Origin of the sequence: Streptomyces sp. NRRL S-920 (assembly GCF_000717945.1) — a bacterium.
In the GTDB taxonomy this organism is placed as follows: domain Bacteria; phylum Actinomycetota; class Actinomycetes; order Streptomycetales; family Streptomycetaceae; genus Streptomyces; species Streptomyces alboniger.
In genome coordinates this window covers 37,834-53,798 of sequence record NZ_JODF01000043.1, presented here as the reverse complement: position 1 = coordinate 53,798, position 15,965 = coordinate 37,834, and the positions used below count along the sequence as shown (strand labels likewise).

Annotated in this window: 14 protein-coding genes; 9 read left to right on the top strand and 5 right to left on the bottom strand. The window is 70.0% G+C overall.

All coding sequences use genetic code 11. The features are described 5' to 3' along the window. Positions 1 to 19: 19 nt before the first annotated feature. The 5 genes from IG54_RS0126490 to IG54_RS0126470 all read left to right on the top strand — a co-directional run bounded on the left by IG54_RS0126490 (position 20) and on the right by IG54_RS0126470 (position 4,496). Positions 20 to 901, top strand: coding sequence for a carbohydrate ABC transporter permease (locus tag IG54_RS0126490; protein ID WP_030789504.1), 882 nt, complete (start codon positions 20 to 22; stop codon positions 899 to 901). After that, positions 902 to 1,756 carry a carbohydrate ABC transporter permease gene (locus IG54_RS0126485; RefSeq protein ID WP_037897754.1) on the top strand — a complete coding sequence of 285 codons (855 nt, stop codon included), beginning with the start codon at positions 902 to 904 and terminating at the stop codon, positions 1,754 to 1,756. A gap of 211 nt (positions 1,757 to 1,967) precedes the next feature. Next, positions 1,968 to 2,618 (top strand): hypothetical protein, encoded by a 651-nt coding sequence (locus IG54_RS0126480; RefSeq protein ID WP_030789498.1) that lies wholly within the window; start codon positions 1,968 to 1,970, stop codon positions 2,616 to 2,618. After that, positions 2,606 to 3,637, top strand: a complete 1,032-nt coding sequence (locus IG54_RS0126475) for a hypothetical protein (RefSeq protein ID WP_030789495.1) — start codon at positions 2,606 to 2,608, stop codon at positions 3,635 to 3,637. Before IG54_RS0126480 ends, IG54_RS0126475 begins: the two co-directional genes overlap by 13 nt. A gap of 109 nt (positions 3,638 to 3,746) precedes the next feature. Next, entirely contained in the window at positions 3,747 to 4,496 is a 750-nt protein-coding gene (locus IG54_RS0126470; protein WP_078594527.1) for a helix-turn-helix domain-containing protein, read from the top strand. Here the strand turns inward: IG54_RS0126470 and IG54_RS0126465 are convergent. After that, complete coding sequence (locus IG54_RS0126465) at positions 4,493 to 5,518, bottom strand: 6-phosphofructokinase (RefSeq protein ID WP_030789489.1); 1,026 nt, start codon at positions 5,516 to 5,518, stop codon at positions 4,493 to 4,495. The genes IG54_RS0126470 and IG54_RS0126465 overlap by 4 nt on opposite strands. 262 nt (positions 5,519 to 5,780) lie before the next feature. On the opposite strand from IG54_RS0126465, the gene pta reads away from it, so the two are divergent. The 3 genes from pta (at position 5,781) to pyk (ending at position 10,647) form a co-directional block, all read left to right on the top strand. Then, positions 5,781 to 7,865: a phosphate acetyltransferase gene (pta, locus tag IG54_RS0126460; protein ID WP_030789486.1), complete on the top strand. Its 2,085-nt coding sequence runs from the start codon at positions 5,781 to 5,783 to the stop codon at positions 7,863 to 7,865. Positions 7,866 to 7,890: 25 nt separating this feature from the next. Beyond that, positions 7,891 to 9,111, top strand: a complete 1,221-nt coding sequence (locus IG54_RS0126455; RefSeq protein WP_030789482.1) for an acetate kinase — start codon at positions 7,891 to 7,893, stop codon at positions 9,109 to 9,111. A gap of 105 nt (positions 9,112 to 9,216) precedes the next feature. Beyond that, the gene (gene pyk / locus IG54_RS0126450; protein WP_030789479.1) at positions 9,217 to 10,647 is read left to right on the top strand and encodes a pyruvate kinase; all 1,431 of its coding nucleotides are present in this window, start codon (positions 9,217 to 9,219) and stop codon (positions 10,645 to 10,647) included. A 73-nt stretch (positions 10,648 to 10,720) separates the two neighbouring features. Here pyk and IG54_RS0126445 read toward each other — a convergent pair whose 3' ends face one another. The 4 genes from IG54_RS0126445 to IG54_RS0126430 form a co-directional block, all read right to left on the bottom strand. After that, the gene (locus IG54_RS0126445; RefSeq protein WP_030789476.1) at positions 10,721 to 11,992 is read right to left on the bottom strand and encodes a hypothetical protein; all 1,272 of its coding nucleotides are present in this window, start codon (positions 11,990 to 11,992) and stop codon (positions 10,721 to 10,723) included. Beyond that, positions 11,982 to 12,551, bottom strand: a complete 570-nt coding sequence (locus IG54_RS0126440) for a DUF6114 domain-containing protein (protein ID WP_030789473.1) — start codon at positions 12,549 to 12,551, stop codon at positions 11,982 to 11,984. Before IG54_RS0126440 ends, IG54_RS0126445 begins: the two co-directional genes overlap by 11 nt. 148 nt (positions 12,552 to 12,699) lie before the next feature. Further along, on the bottom strand, positions 12,700 to 13,323 hold the full coding sequence (locus IG54_RS0126435; RefSeq protein WP_030789470.1) for a DUF6230 family protein: 624 nt from the start codon (positions 13,321 to 13,323) through the stop codon (positions 12,700 to 12,702). 670 nt (positions 13,324 to 13,993) lie between these two features. Continuing rightward, complete coding sequence (locus IG54_RS0126430) at positions 13,994 to 14,977, bottom strand: tetratricopeptide repeat protein (protein WP_030789467.1); 984 nt, start codon at positions 14,975 to 14,977, stop codon at positions 13,994 to 13,996. A 316-nt stretch (positions 14,978 to 15,293) separates the two neighbouring features. Here IG54_RS0126430 and IG54_RS0126425 point away from each other — a divergent pair, with 316 nt between their 5' ends. Continuing rightward, positions 15,294 to 15,935 (top strand): TetR/AcrR family transcriptional regulator, encoded by a 642-nt coding sequence (locus IG54_RS0126425; RefSeq protein WP_030789464.1) that lies wholly within the window; start codon positions 15,294 to 15,296, stop codon positions 15,933 to 15,935. The last annotated feature ends 30 nt before the right edge of the window (positions 15,936 to 15,965 follow it).

Sequence of the window (15,965 nt, the reverse complement as noted above, 5' to 3'; positions counted from 1 at the left end):
AGAGAGCGAGTGCCCGCACGTGACCACCGCATCCTCCGCCCGTGCCCGCCGGGGCCTGCTCCGAGCCCTGCCCGTCTCCCCCGCCGTCGTGCTCCTCGTGCTGTTCCTCGCCGGGCCGATCGGCTACTGCGCGTACATCGCCTTCACCGACCTCCAGTTGACCGGTCAGGCCGAGTCCAGCTTCGTGGGGTTCGACAACTTCCGTGAGGCGTTCGGGGACGAGCGGTTCCTCAACGCGGTGTGGCTCACCCTGGTCTTCACGGTCCTGTCCTCCCTGATCGGCCAGAACACGCTGGGGCTCGCCCTCGCCTCCCTCATGCAGCGCGCGTCGAAGCCGGTGCGTACCCTCACGGGCGCGATCGTCGTCACGGCCTGGGTGCTGCCGGAGGTCGTCGCGGGCTTCCTCCTCTACGCCTTCTTCCGCCGCGAGGGCACCCTCAACGCCGTCCTCGACCTCCTCCATCTCCCCTCCCAGAACTGGCTGTTCACGCTGCCGATCCTCGCGGTGTCGTTCGCGAACGTCTGGCGGGGTACGGCCTTCTCGATGCTGGTCTACTCCGCCGCCCTCAACGAGATCCCCAAGGAGGTCACCGAGGCCGCGCAGGTCGACGGCGCGGGCGGCTGGCGCCGCATGTGGCACATCACGCTGCCGATGATCCGCCGCTCGATCGGCACGAACCTCATGCTCAACACCCTCCAGACCCTCTCCGTCTTCGGCCTGATCTGGGTGATGACGCGCGGCGGCCCGGGAAACCGCAGCCAGACCCTGCCGCTCTTCATGTACGAGCAGGCCTTCCAGAAGAGCATGATCGGCTACGGCACGGCGGTGGCCCTGCTGCTCCTCCTGGTCGGCTCGCTCTTCTCGCTCGTCTATATGCGCCTGCTGCGTACGGAGGTCTGAGTGCCCCTCAACAACCGGCCCCGGACGCTGCGTACGCGCCGTACGAAGCACCGACTCGCCGCCGACGCGGGCCTGCTGGCGGTGGCGGCGGCGTTCGTCCTCCCCCTGGCCTGGGTGGTCCTGTCCTCCTTCGACCCGAAGGCGGACCTGCGGGTGCGCCTCCCCGACAGCCTCACCCTGGACAACTACGGCAAGGTCCTGACTCCCGAGGTCACCTTCACCCCGCTCCTCAACAGCCTTCTCCTGTGCGGCGGCGGCACGCTGCTCACGGTGGCCTGCGCGACCCTGGCGGCGTACCCCCTCTCCCGCTACCGGTCCCGCCTGAACCGCCCCTTCATGCTGACGATCCTCTTCGCGACGAGCCTGCCGATCACGGCGATCATGGTTCCGGTGTACGCGCTCTTCGTCCAGGTGGACCTGATCGACACGACGCACGGCACGATCTTCTTCTTCGCCGCGACCCAACTCCCCTTCGCCATCTGGCTGATGAAGAACTTCATGGACGGCGTCCCCAAGGAGCTGGAGGAGGCGGCGTGGACGGACGGCGCCTCGTCCCTCCAGTCCCTGCTCCGGATCGTCCTGCCCCTGATGGGCCCCGGAGTGGCGGTCGTGACGGTCTTCTCGTTCGTCATGATGTGGGGCAACTTCTTCGTCCCCTTCATGCTTCTGCTCACCCCGGAACAGATGCCGGCGTCGGTCAGCATCAACGACTTCTTCGGCAACAAGGGGACGGTGGTCTACGGCCAGCTGGCCGCGTTCTCCATCCTCTACTCGACTCCGGTGATCCTCCTGTACGTCCTCGTCTCACGCCGCTTCGGCGGGGGCTTCGCGCTGGGCGGGGCGGTGAAGGGCTGAGGCAGCGGGCCCCGGGGCCTTGGGCGGGGGCTCGGCGGGCTCGGCCTGAACCAGCGCCGACGTGGCCGACGGCGGCCACAGAACTGTGACATGACTCCACGGCGAAACGTCCCAGGCGCCCCATTCATGGCGACACATCTCCCTGGTAACGGCCTCGGCCTCGCACTAGCGTGCTGAGCTGCCGCCACTTCCCACCTGCCAGGAGCCGACAGTGAAACGCCCTCCCCACCTCGCGACGGCCGCGCTCGCCGCGTCCGCAGCCCTGCTCCTGACGTCCTGCGGCAGCGACGAGAAGCCCTCCGGGGGTGGGGACAGGATCGCCGGGGCGGAGCAGGAGGGTGCCACGAAGTCGGCGCCGCCGAGCAAGGCGGCGGGGGACGTGGAGCGGCCTGAGATCAAGTTGCCGTCCGACGTCTCGTTCACCTTCAGCTGGCCGAAGACCGGCGACAAGACCAAGGACACCGTCCTGGCCGACCGGGAGCAGGCGATCAAGGCCATCGACATGGCCATCGCCGAGAAGGCCCCGACCCATGAGGCCCTGCGCTTCTACTACGAGGGCGACGCGGCGGCCAACGCCCAGAAGTACATCCAGGCCTACGTGAAAGCCGAGGCACGCACCACCGGCGCCTACCGCTACTACGACGCGACCGTCACCGGGGACGGCGGCACCGCGGCCCTCACGTACTGCGAGGACCAGAGCAAGGCGTACGACAAGTACCTCAAGAAGGACAAGGTCGACAAGGGACCCGCCACCAAGAACAGCTACGTGCTCTACGCCGCCAAGCTGAGCAGGAACGACGCGGGTGTCTGGGTCACTACGGAACTGAACGCGACTCGGGGGAGCGACAAATGCCAGCCATGACGCAGAGGTCTGTGGCACTGATAGCCGTGGCGGCGCTGGCGGGTGTGGCGCTGTCCGCCACACCGGCCAGCGCCGAGAAGGAGATCGGCGGCGGCACCGCGGCCCCACCGCCCGAGGTATCGGGCGGCCAGAGCGACGGCTCGCTGACGGCCTCGGCCGGCGGCATCAGCTACGACAGGTCCAAGAACGGCACGGGCCCCAAGACCGGCGCCATCGCTCCCACGGGCGCCTACAGCCCGCCGCCGTGCTGGTACGGCCCCGCCTACACCCCCGCCCAGTTCAAGAAGGAGCGCGAGGCGGTCTGGGCGGTGGACTCCACGGGACACGAGTGGGACCTGACACAGCGCAAGCGTTACGTCGAGGGCGAGCCGTACAAGAACTTCAACCTCGACAAGGCCGGCAAGGGCTACTGGTGGACGGGCTTTCCCAACCCCACGTATCCGCCCGGCTGGGACAAGTGCGACGAGGAGACCTTCTGGGTCGACGAGGACGAGCCGCCGCCTCCCGGCCTCCCCGCCATCGACCCGGAGATCCTGGCGAAGCTGGCGTACGCGGAGATCCGCGTACCCGGCACCAAGGTGACCCTGGCCCCCGAGGCCGAGACGAAGGTGAACCTCCCCACCTGGGCCTGGCTCGACGGCGCGGAGTTCAAGCCGGTGTCGGTCACGGCGAGGGTCGACGTACTCGACATCGAGGCGACGACGACCGCCGAACCCATCTCCCTGAAGATCGACCCCGGCACGCCGGACGCCGAGACGTACCCCGAATCCGGTGTCTGCGAGATCGTCGACGGCAAGATCGGAGAGCCGTACGCCAAGGGCAGGTCCAAGGAGGACCCGCCCTGCGGCGTGAAGTACCTGCGCTCCTCGGGCGACGGCTCGTACCCGCTGAAGGCCACGGTGACCTGGAAGATCAGCTGGACGGGGACGGGCGTGGACGAGGCGAAGCAGCTACCCGACGGCGAGTTCGGCGCGGAGCAGGACGTGGTCGTGCAGGAGATCCAGGCCATCAACCGCTAGGGAGAACGGTCGAGTCCACAGCTCAATACGGCCCGTACCTTCCCACCAATCCGCAACCTCGTAGGAACGCACCGTAGTCGCCACCCCACCGGGCGCCTACGGTGTGCCCGTGCAACCGAGCCAACCGAGCCAGTCACCGCACCAACCCACACCCCCCTTCAACTTCCCCGCCGCCCGGCGCCTGCGCGAGGCGCTGGGGATGGCGCACGGGCACGTCGCCTACGGAATGCGGGCCAGTTACGGGCTCACGTACATCACCGCCGACACCATCGCCGCCTGGGAGCGTGGGCTCGCCGCGCCCAGTTCCGCCGAGCTGACCGCGCTCGCGGCGACGCTGTGGTGTGCGCCCGGGGAACTCATGGGTGCCGCGCGGACCCTGCGTGAGCACCGGATCGCCCGGGGGCTCGCCCCGGAGGACGTCGCGCGGCAGGCGGGCGTGGAGATCCAGGCGTATCTGCGGATGGAGGAGACCAACAGCTGGCGCGGCAACGAACGGCAGTCCGCCGCGCTCTCCCGCGCCCTCGGCCTCTCCCTGCCCGACTTCGTGAGCGTGACCGGGCGCGCCGAGCCGCTCGCCGAGCTGCTGCGCAGCGCCGTCACGACCCGGTGGCAGGGGTACGTGCGGCCCGTCGCCAAGCTGCTGCCCGTGGAGCGGCGGCACGTCGAGGACGTACTGCGGCAGATGCACGACGACTACCAGTCACGGATGGCGCGCACGCTCAGCTGGGGCGGCGGGGCCGGCCCGGACGCGTCCGGCGAGGCCGGGCGGGACTATCTGGAGCGGGTCCTGGAGCATTTCTGGCCCCTCGTCCGTGGTGGGGGCCAAGCCTCCTGGGACCCTGGCGCAGGACGGGGCTAGAACACCGACTCCGCCTCGTCGATCCTGTCCTTCGGCACCGTCTTCAGCTCCGTGACCGCCTCCGCCAGCGGCACCATCGAGATGTCCGTGCCCCGCAGCGCCGTCATCTTGCCGTACTCCCCGCGGTGCACCGCCTCCACCGCGTGCCAGCCGAAGCGGGTCGCGAGGACGCGGTCGTACGCGGTGGGGGTGCCGCCGCGCTGGACGTGGCCGAGGATGACCGGCTTGGCCTCCTTGCCGAGGCGGGCTTCGAGTTCGTACGCCAGTGCGGTACCGATGCCCTGGAAGCGCTCGTGGCCGAACTGGTCGATCGCGCCCTTGCCGTAGTTCATCGTGCCGTCCTGCGGGTGCGCGCCCTCGGCCACGCAGATCACCGCGAACTTCTTGCCGCGCGAGAACCGCTCCTCGACCAGCGCGACCAGGTCGGCGGGGTCGAACGGACGCTCGGGCAGGCAGATGCCGTGGGCGCCGCCGGCCATGCCGGACTCCAGGGCGATCCAGCCGGCGTGGCGGCCCATGACCTCGACGACCATCACGCGCTGGTGGGACTCCGCGGTCGTCTTCAGGCGGTCCATGGCCTCCGTGGCCACGCCCACCGCCGTGTCGAAGCCGAAGGTGCGGTCCGTGGAGGAGATGTCGTTGTCGATCGTCTTCGGGACGCCGACGACCGGCACGCCCGCGTCGGCCAGCATGCCCGCCGCCGTCAGGGTGCCCTCGCCGCCGATCGGGATGAGCGCGTCGAAGCCGCTCTTCTCGATCAGCTCCTTGGCGTTGTCGCAGGCCGCGCGGAAGCGGTCGCGCTCCAGGCGCGAGGAGCCGAGGATCGTGCCGCCGCGGGCCAGGATGCCGCTGACCGCGTTCAGGTCGAGGGGGCGGTAGCGCCCGTCGAGCAGGCCCGCGTAGCCGTCCTCGAAGCCGATGACCTCGTCGCCGTAATGCGTGACGGCGCGGTGCACGACCGACCGGATCACTGCGTTGAGGCCGGGGCAGTCGCCGCCCGCGGTGAGAATTCCGATACGCATCGCGCTGTGTCTCCTGCTCGCTGTTGGTACTTGTGAGCCGGTCCGATTGTTCCACGACCGGAAGGGGGTCGCCGCTCACACATGTCCGACGGACACACGTGCGATAGGCGGGCGATACGGGGGCAGAGGCCTTACGACCCCTCCCGCCGGGCCTTTCGTCCGGCGGGCGACCTAGCCAGCCGCAGAGGTATTGTCAAGAGGGCACGGCCGGTATATCGGGCCATTTGTCCGGCTCGGGACAGCGAAGAAGGGGAGAGCACGCGTGACGCGCAGCGTGTACGTGACCGGGATCGAACGCGGCGACGGCCGCCAGGTCGTGGAGCTGGGAGTCATGGAACTCCTCACCCGCCAGGTCGACCGGGTCGGCGTCTTCCGCCCGCTCGTCCACGACGGGCCCGACCGGCTCTTCGACCTGCTGCGGGCCCGCTACCGCCTCTCGCAGGACGCCGCGTCCGTGTACGGCATGGACTACTACGAGGCGTCCGCGCTCCAGGCCGAGCGGGGCACCGACGAGCTGGTCTCGCGGATCGTCGACCGCTTCCACCGGGTCGCCGGGGAGTACGAGGTGGTCCTCGTCCTGGGTACGGACTTCGCGGACACCCAGCTCCCCGACGAGCTGGCGCTCAACGCCCGGCTCGCCAACGAGTTCGGCGCCTCCGTGATCCCCGTGGTCGGCGGCAGGAAGCAGACCGCCGAGTCGGTGCGCGCCGAGACGCGCAACGCCTATCGCGCGTACGACTCGCTCGGCTGCGACGTCCTCGCCATGGTCACCAACCGGGTGGCCCCGGCCGACCGCGACGAGATCCACGAGCGGCTGAAGGCGAGCCTGCCCGTCCCCTGCTACGTCCTGCCGGACGAGGCCGCCCTCTCCGCGCCGACCGTCGCGCAGATCACCCACGCGCTGGGCGGCCGGGTCCTGCTCGGCGACGACTCGGGGCTCGCCCGCGACGCCCTGGACTTCGTCTTCGGCGGCGCCATGCTGCCGAACTTCCTGAACGCCCTGACCCCGGGCTGCCTGGTCGTCACCCCCGGCGACCGCGCCGACCTCGTGGTGGGCTCGCTCGCCGCGCACAGCGCGGGCACCCCGCCCATCGCGGGCGTCCTGCTGACCCTGAACGAACAGCCGGGCCCGGAGATCCTCACCCTCGCCGACCGTCTCGCGCCCGGCACCCCGGTCGTCGCCGTCTCCGGCGGGTCCTTCCCCACGGCGGCCGAGCTGTTCGCCCTGGAAGGGAAGCTGAACGCGGCGACGCCCCGCAAGGCGGAGACCGCGCTCGGCCTCTTCGAGCGGTACGTCGACACCGCGGGCCTGCTCGGCCGCGTCTCGGCGCCCAGCAGCGACCGCGTCACGCCGATGATGTTCGAGCACAAGCTCCTGGAGCGGGCCCGCGCCGACCGCCGCCGTGTCGTACTGCCCGAGGGCACCGAGGAGCGCGTGCTGCGCGCCACCGACGTCCTGCTGCGCCGGGGCGTGTGCGACCTGACGCTGCTCGGGCCCGTCGAGCAGATCCGCAAGAAGGCCGCCGACCTCGGCGTCGACCTCGCCGACACCGAGCTGATCGACCCGCAGACCTCCGAGCTGCGGGATCGTTTCGCCGCGAAGTACGCGCAGCTGCGCGCCCACAAGGGCGTCACCGTGGAGCTGGCGTACGACGTGGTGGCGGACGTGAACTACTTCGGCACGCTGATGGTCCAGGAGGGCCTGGCCGACGGCATGGTGTCGGGCTCGGTGCACTCCACGGCCGCGACGATCCGGCCCGCCTTCGAGATCATCAAGACCAAGCCGGACGCCTCGATCGTGTCGTCCGTCTTCTTCATGTGCCTGGCCGACAAGGTCCTCGTCTACGGCGACTGCGCGGTGAACCCGGACCCGAACGCCGAGCAGCTCGCGGACATCGCGGTCCAGGCGGCCGCCACCGCCGAGCAGTTCGGCGTCGCCCCGCGGATCGCGATGCTCTCGTACTCCACGGGCACGTCCGGTTCGGGCGCCGACGTCGACAAGGTGCGCGAGGCCACGGAGAAGGTGCGGGCCGGCCGGCCCGACCTGAGGATCGAGGGCCCGATCCAGTACGACGCGGCCGTGGAGCCCTCGGTCGCGGCCACCAAGCTGCCCGACTCGGACGTCGCGGGCCAGGCCAGCGTGCTGATCTTCCCCGATCTCAACACCGGCAACAACACCTACAAGGCCGTGCAGCGCTCGGCCGGCGCGATCGCCGTCGGCCCGGTCCTCCAGGGCCTGCGCAAGCCGGTCAACGACCTGTCCCGCGGCGCGCTCGTCCAGGACATCGTCAACACCGTCGCCATCACGGCGATCCAGTCCCAGGCCCCGGCCCCGGGCGCCAGCTGACCCCCACAAGAAAGTGCTGCATTCCGTGACCGCCACGCGCGTACTCGTCCTCAACTCCGGCTCCTCGTCGGTGAAGTACCAGCTGCTCGACATGCGCGACAGCGCACGCCTGGCCGTCGGCCTGGTCGAGCGGATCGGCGAGGAGACCTCGCGGCTCAAGCACACCCCGCTCACCGGCGGCGGCGCCGAGAGCCGTGAGCGCGAGGAGCCGATCGCCGACCACGAGGCGGCGCTGAAGGCCGTCGCCGAGGAGCTGGCCGCCGACGGCCTCGGCCTGGACTCCCCCGAGCTGGCCGCGATAGGCCACCGCGTGGTGCACGGCGGGCTGAAGTTCAGCGCGCCGACGGTCATCACCGACGAGGTGCTCGCCGAGATCGAGCGCCTGGTGCCGGTGGCCCCGCTGCACAACCCGGCCAACATCACCGGCATCCGCACCGCCCAGGCGCTCCGCCCCGACCTGCCCCAGGTCGCCGTCTTCGACACCGCGTTCCACACGACGATGCCGGAGTCCGCGGCGCGCTACGCGATCGACGTCAAGACCGCCGACGAGCACCGCGTGCGGCGCTACGGCTTCCACGGCACGTCGCACGCGTACGTCTCGCGCGAGAGTGCGAAGCTCCTCGGCAAGGCGCCCGAGGACGTCAACGTCATCGTGCTGCACCTGGGCAACGGCGCGTCGGCGAGCGCCGTGCGGGGCGGCAAGTGCGTCGATACGTCGATGGGTCTCACGCCTCTGGAGGGGCTCGTCATGGGTACCCGCTCCGGTGACATGGACCCCGCGGTCATCTTCCATCTGGCGCGGGTCGGCGGAATGTCCGTAGACGAGATCGACGTCCTGCTCAACAAGAAGAGCGGCCTGATCGGACTCTGCGGTGACAACGACATGCGGGAGATCCGGCGCCGGATCGACGAGGGCGACCAGGAGGCCGCTCTCGCCTTCGAGATCTACATCCACCGCCTGAAGAAGTACATCGGCGCCTATTACGCGGTTCTCGGCCGGGTGGACGCCTTGGTGTTCACCGCGGGCGTCGGTGAGAACGCGGCGCCGGTGCGCGAGGCGGCCGTGGCGGGCCTGGAGGAGCTGGGCCTCGCGGTCGACGGCGCGCTCAATTCCGTACGTTCCGACGAAGCCCGGCTCATTTCGCCGGAGTACGCGCGCGTGGCCGTCGCGGTGGTCCCCACGGACGAGGAACTGGAGATCGCGAACCAGACCTATGCACTGGTGGGTAACCCGTCGGCACCGTAATTCGGTAATACACGGGCAGCGCAACGCCTGAGCGGACTTCCGCCCATTTGTAGATTCCACCAGACGGAATATTCCGAAGCGAAACAAACCGATAGGATCGCCCCCATGCGCCGTTCCAAAATCGTCTGCACGCTTGGCCCCGCCGTCGACTCCGAGGATCAGCTCGTCTCGCTGATCGAGGCCGGCATGAACGTGGCCCGCTTCAACTTCAGTCACGGCACGCACTCCGAGCACCAGGGCCGGTACGACCGTGTCCGCTCGGCCGCCGCGAGGACCGGCCGGGCCATCGGTGTCCTCGCCGACCTCCAGGGCCCGAAGATCCGTCTGGAGACCTTCGCCGAGGGCCCCGTCGAGCTGGTGCGCGGTGACGAGTTCACCATCACCACCGAGGACGTGCCGGGCGACAAGTCGATCTGCGGCACCACCTACAAGGGGCTGCCGGGCGACGTCTCCAAGGGCGACCAGATCCTGATCAACGACGGCAACGTCGAGCTGCGCGTCGTCGAGGTGGAGGGCCCGCGCGTCAAGACGATCGTCGTCGAGGGCGGCGTCATCTCCGACCACAAGGGCATCAACCTGCCCGGCGCGGCCGTGAACGTGCCCGCCCTGTCCGAGAAGGACATCGACGACCTCCGCTTCGCCCTGAAGATGGGCTGCGACATGGTCGCCCTGTCCTTCGTCCGCGACGCCAACGACGTCAAGGACGTCCACAAGGTGATGGACGAGGAGGGCCGCCGCGTCCCCGTCATCGCCAAGGTGGAGAAGCCGCAGGCCGTCGCCAACATGGAGGGCGTCGTCGCGGCGTTCGACGCCGTGATGGTGGCCCGTGGTGACCTGGCCGTCGAGTACCCGCTCGAAAAGGTCCCGATGGTGCAGAAGCGCCTCGTGGAGATGTGCCGCCGCAACGCCAAGCCGGTGATCGTCGCGACCCAGATGATGGAGTCGATGATCACCAACTCGCGCCCCACGCGCGCGGAGGCGTCCGATGTCGCCAACGCGATCCTGGACGGCGCGGACGCGGTCATGCTGTCGGCCGAGTCGAGCGTCGGCGCGTACCCGGTCGAGACCGTCAAGACGATGTCGAAGATCGTCACGGCGGCCGAGGAGGAGCTGCTCTCCAAGGGCCTCCAGCCGCTCGTGCCCGGCAAGAAGCCGCGGACGCAGGGCGGTTCGGTGGCCCGTGCCGCCTGCGAGATCGCGGACTTCCTCGGCGGCGAGGCGCTGGTCGCCTTCACCAAGTCCGGTGACACGGCCCGCCGTCTGTCCCGCTACCGCGCGGCCCAGCCGATCCTGGCCTTCACCACCGACGAGTCGACCCGCAACCAGCTCACGCTGAGCTGGGGCGTGGACACCTACGTCGTGCCGCACGTCGACAACACCGACGCGATGGTCGAGCTGGTCGACGCCGAGCTGCGCAACCTCAACCGCTTCAACGACGGCGACACGGTCGTCATCACCGCGGGCTCGCCCCCCGGTGTCCCCGGCACCACCAACATGGTGCGGGTGCACCACCTCGGCGGCGGCGACCGCGACTGACGGTCCGTCTCCTTCGTACGTACGCACTGAGGGCGCCCCCTGTCGCAGGGGGCGCCCTCGGCGTTCGTGCGGATCAGTCGGTGATCGACTGGTGCAGTCCGGGAATCGTGAGGTCGCCGCCGAACTGGCCCGCCTGCTGCACCTTTACGTCCGTGAAGTAGATCAGCGAAATATTCAGCGGCGGTGGGTGCTCGGGGTCGAAGGTGATCGGGATGAGCCCGAACAGCTTGCCCGAGATCCGCTCGGTGTACATCGTCGTCTCGCCGTCCCGGATGGTCGACCTGGAGCCCTTGGCGGCCTCGACGTGGTACTTCTTGCCGCCCGGCCCCTCGACGATCTGGTGCAGGTCGTCGATGTCCGTCTTCTGGACGACGTACTTCAGGGCCTGCTTGGTCCTGCCGTTCGGCATGGTGAGGTTCACGACGCCCTGGTAGTCGGCACCCGTGAGCTTCAGCGCGCTGGCTTCGAGGTGCCACGGCTGGTTCGGGATCGGCGCGGGCGGCTGCTCGCTCTCGCCGTCCACCTTCTTCTCCACCACGCACGGGAACGGCTTCTTGCCGTTCGCGTCCGGCGCGGCGGGATCCTTGTCCTCAGCCCCGGCCTCACCCTCGCCCTCGTCCTTCGGGGTCTTCTTCGGGGTGTCCTCGACCTTGTCGGCGGTGTCCTTGACGGGCTTGGTGACCTTGTCGACGGTGTCCTTGACCGGGTCCGGTGCCGGGTCCTTGGCCGTGTCCTCAGGGGACTTGGTCTCCTTGGACGCGGACGGCTCGGGGGTCTCGGGCTCGGCGGGCTCGTCCGGTGTGAAGGCGTCCTTGAGGGCGTCGCCGAGACCCAGCGGGTCCCAGGGGTTCTCGGACTTGGTCGGCGCGGGCTCCGGCTCCGGGCCGCTGTCGGCGTCCGGCTTGGGGTCGGGCTTCGGGGCAGGCTGCGAGGCGTCCTTCTCCCCCGTGGGCTCCCCCGCGGACGGCGTGGGATCCGGCTCGGGCTTGTCGCGGGAGCCGTCGTCCCCGGAGCCCTTGTCCCCGGCGCGGGGCGACGCGGGCGCGGAGGGCTCACCGGAGCCCTTCGCGTCCTTCTCCTCCGCCTCCGCGTCCTTGTCCGGCGCCGTGACGCACGGGCCGTCCTGGAAGGGGTTCTCGGGCGCGCCGGGCTTGGCCTGGGCGAGCGTCGGGGTCAGGCCCATGCCCATCAGGACCGCGGTCGGCATGGCGGCGATGGCTATGGCCTTGCCGGCGGGCACCTGAAGCCGGGTCAGCAGCGGCTTCCTGGGCGCCGCGTGGCGCGGCCCGGTTCTCGCACGACGCTCCCGCGCGGAGCTGTCGTGGTGCACCTCGTCAGCCGGCACGGTGCCTCCCGTTCGTCCCGTTCGTCGGGCTCGTTCCTGACAGATCGTCCTGCTCGCCGCTCACCCCACCCGCGGCCGCCGCGGTGTCGGGCCCGCTGGCCCCGTCGTCCACGGAGTCGCCGGACCCCGCGGCCGTACGCCTCTTCGCAGTCGCACCGGCGGGCCGTGCGGGCGCCCAGGAGACGCCGAGCGCGCCGCCCAGCAGGGCGAGCAGATAGCCGATGACGAAGCCGCCGAAGTTGGAGACCACCAGGGAGACCAGGGCGAGCAGAATCGCCGCGACGCCCGCGAAGACCCGGGAGAGCGGCTGGAACCACAGGGTCAGGCCGAGCACGATCAGCAGCACGCCGATGATCAGTGATCCGGCGCCGGCGGTGGTCGCGAGCCGGATCGTCATCGTGCCGAGCGTGAGGTTCGCGTACGGGAAGTACATGATGGGGATGCCACCGAGCAACGTCAGCAGACCACCCCAGAAAGGGCGCTGACCGCGCCACACCCGGAACGATCGGCGCATCCGGCCGAGCTTGTCGCCCAGTCCCACTTGCGCTTCGGCGCTCATGTCGTACAGCTCCTCGGGAATGGCGTTGGTTCTGTGTGTCGTGCGGATTCGGGCACGGGGACGGCTCCGTCACGTGCCGTCGCGCCCCCGCGCCCGGCCGTTCATAGCGGCGAGTGCGTACCGAAACTGCGTACGACCTACTGGAGCGTCAGCCCTTGTAGCACTCGTGCTTGCCCTTCTTGACCGACATCGCGAGGCCGGAGAGCTTGAAGGTGCCGGCGGAGGTCGCCCACGCGCGCTGGCGGACCTTGGTGAACTTCACCGACTCCGCCTGCTGCGCGAACGAGTCCGGGGCGTACTTGTCGTTCGCCGCCGGACCCGGCCCCTTGGTGGTCTGGTCGACCGAGACACCGATGTCGACCTTGTTGAAGGTCGCGTTGGCCTTCAGATCGTCGGCGTCGATGTACAGCCTCTTGGCGATGACCTTGGGTCCACCGGGCCGGCCGGCCCTGAGGGTCATCGACACATCGCCGAAGCCCGGCACCGGGACGACCACGGACTGACACAGGTTGGTGATCTTGGCCGAGTCGAGGCCGACGACGGCAACCGGGTGCTTGCCCGACTTGCCCACGTCCAAGGCCCCGTACTGGACGAATCCCTTGCCGTTGAGTTCGTCGGCAGTCACCTTGAACTGCTGACCTGACACACTGAACGATGCCGCGAGCGCGCCCTGGGACAGGGCGACGCCTATCGCGGCAGTCGCCGCGACGCTCGGCACCATGACCACGGCGAACCGCTTCCATCTGGTTCCGCCACGAGCCACGGACTCCATGACTTTCCTCCTTCTCGGACGTACATCTCCGGCCCTGGCTGCTCCCGTTCGGGTGGCTCAGCCGGGCAGGGATGGGAGAAGTGCTACGTCCTCGGGAAGGAGAGCGCCCGCATCGGAGGCGCGAACCGCACCACACAGCACCGGCGATCACCCCCGAGCGACAACCACTGGTCGCGCCTGACGCATCACGCACAACCGCACGGACAGGCCCTGCCGGGGACGGCAGAGACCCCCCTGTCCAAGACCGGCGACGGCGTCACCGGTCTGCTCGGTGGGGACCCCAAGTACCCGCTTCCCGACCGGCTGTCGGAATGCGCGTCAATAGGACCGAGCGTCGCCGATCGTGGTGCATTCTCGAGCCCCGCACAAGGGGGTTCATTACTGGCTAGTAACGGCCGGATAACCGAACCGCGACCGACCGGCATCGGCCGGGCACGGACGGTGGCTCAACGACCGTGAGCAGAACGGCACATGAAGGGGCGAAAGCGCCCAGATGGCCGCCCATCTCTTACTCCAAGTAACAGTGGCCGTGTTTGCCAATTTTTGGCAAACACGGCCACCGTCGCGTCAGAGGAGCAGAGTTTTCACTCAGGCATCACCAGTCCCGGTGTTCAGGGTCCGGTGAGCCGGGTGGCCGGTGGGCGGACCGGCCGGAAAGAGGGCGTACGGGTCAGAAGAGCACCCGGGCGAGCTGCGTGCGCGCCGACGTCACGCGCGGGTCGTCCGCGCCCACCACCTCGAAGAGTTCGAGCAGCCGCACCCGGGCGGCGTCGCGGTCGTCGCCCGCCGTGCGCCGCACCGTGTCGATGAGCCGCCCGAAGGCGTCCTCGACATGACCGCCCACCAGGTCCAGGTCGGCCGCCGCGATCTGCGCCGCCACGTCCGCCGGCTTCTCGGCGGCGTCCTTGCGGACCTGCTGCGGGTCGAGGTTCTGGACGCGCTGGAGCAGTTCGGCCTGGGCGAGGCCGAGCTTGGCCTCGGTGTTGGCCGGGTCGTCGCTGAGCACGTTCTTGTACGCCTGTACGGCACCGGGGAGGTCGCCCGCGTCCAGCGCCTGTACGGCCGCTTCGAGCAGGGCGTCGTAGGGACCCGCGGGCATCTCGGCCGCAGCTTCGGCCTGCTGCCCCTCGGCCCCGGCGTCGACCGCGAGGCCGGTCAGCCCGAAGCGCTCCTCGCCGACCTGGATCAGCTGGTCGAGGGTCTGGCGGATCTGCGCCTCGGGGGCCGCGCCCTGGAAGAGGGGCAGGGCCTGCCCGGCCACCACCGCGAAGACCGCCGGGATCCCCTGGACACCGAACTGCTGCATCAGCATCTGGTTCGCGTCGACGTCGATCTTGGCGAGGAGGAAACGGCCGTTGTACTCCTGCGCGAGCCGCTCAAGAAGGGGGCTCAGCTGTTTGCACGGCTCGCACCACTCGGCCCAGAAGTCGATGACGACCGGGACCTCGGTGGAGCGCTGGAGGACCTCGCGCTCGAAGCCGGCCTCGTCGACATCGATGACCAGGCTCGACGGAGACACCGCGGCGCCCGCCGCGCTCCCGCCCTGCCGGGCCGCTTCGGCGCGCGCCTGCTCCGCCTTCGCCTTGGCCTCCTGGGCCGCCTTCACCGCGGCGAGGTCGACGACACCGCTCATGGACATGTTCCGTGGCTGCATGAGTACATCCTCCCCCAAGCCGTGCGGGAACCGCGCCCGTCCGTGGCCCCCCGCCGGATTGCGGGGCCACAGGGGGCACGGTCCAAGGTCCCGAGGAGGACCGTCGGTTGGCGCGGGGTCCCCACCCCTTGCCGGTCGTGCTGCGTGGTTGTCACTCTGGTGGCGATGCTCCCGGCTTCCGCCGGAGACTTTCGCTACGGGTCGTAGCGTAACTGCCGTGCGCCGGACTTGAACAGCCGCCGTCGGTGATCTCCCTCACTCAGCGGGAGGCGGGGGTCCTCGGCCCCGCTCCGTACCGACCGGTATGGTCGCGGCCATGCAGAGCCGCACGCCGACCACTCCCCCAGCTCCCCGCACCGGCGGCCGCCCGCGCAGCGCGACCGCCGACGCCGCGATCCTGGAGGCGACCCGGCAGGGCCTTGTCGAACTGGGCTGGTCCAAGCTGACGCTCGGCGCCGTCGCCACGCGCGCGGGGGTCGCCAAGACCACCCTGTACCGGCGCTGGGCGGGCAAGAGCGAGCTGGTCGTGGACGCGGTGGCGGAACTCTTCGACGAGCTGGAGCTGCCCGACCGGGGCAGCCTGGCCGCCGACATCGAGGGCGTGGTCCTCCAGTTCGCGCTGCTGCTCGGGCGTCCCGAGACGAAGACGGCGCTCATGGCGGTGGTCGCCGAGTCCACGACGGACGAGCCGCTGCGGGACCGCATCCGCGCGTCCATCGTCGACCGCCAAAAACGCCTGGTCCTCGCGGGGCGGGAGCGGGCGCAGCGGCGGGGCGAACTGCCCACCGAGCCGGACGCCACCGCCGCCGCCCACACGGCGGACCTCATCTTCGACGTGATCGCCGGCGCGGTGGTCCACCGCGCCCTGGTCAGCGCGGAACCGGTCGACGAGGACTGGGCCCACCGCTTCACGCTGCTGCTGCTCGGAGGTTTGGCGGCGGCAGCGTCACAGCCGTGAAGCCCCCGGCGCGGGGACGCCCCGCAAGGG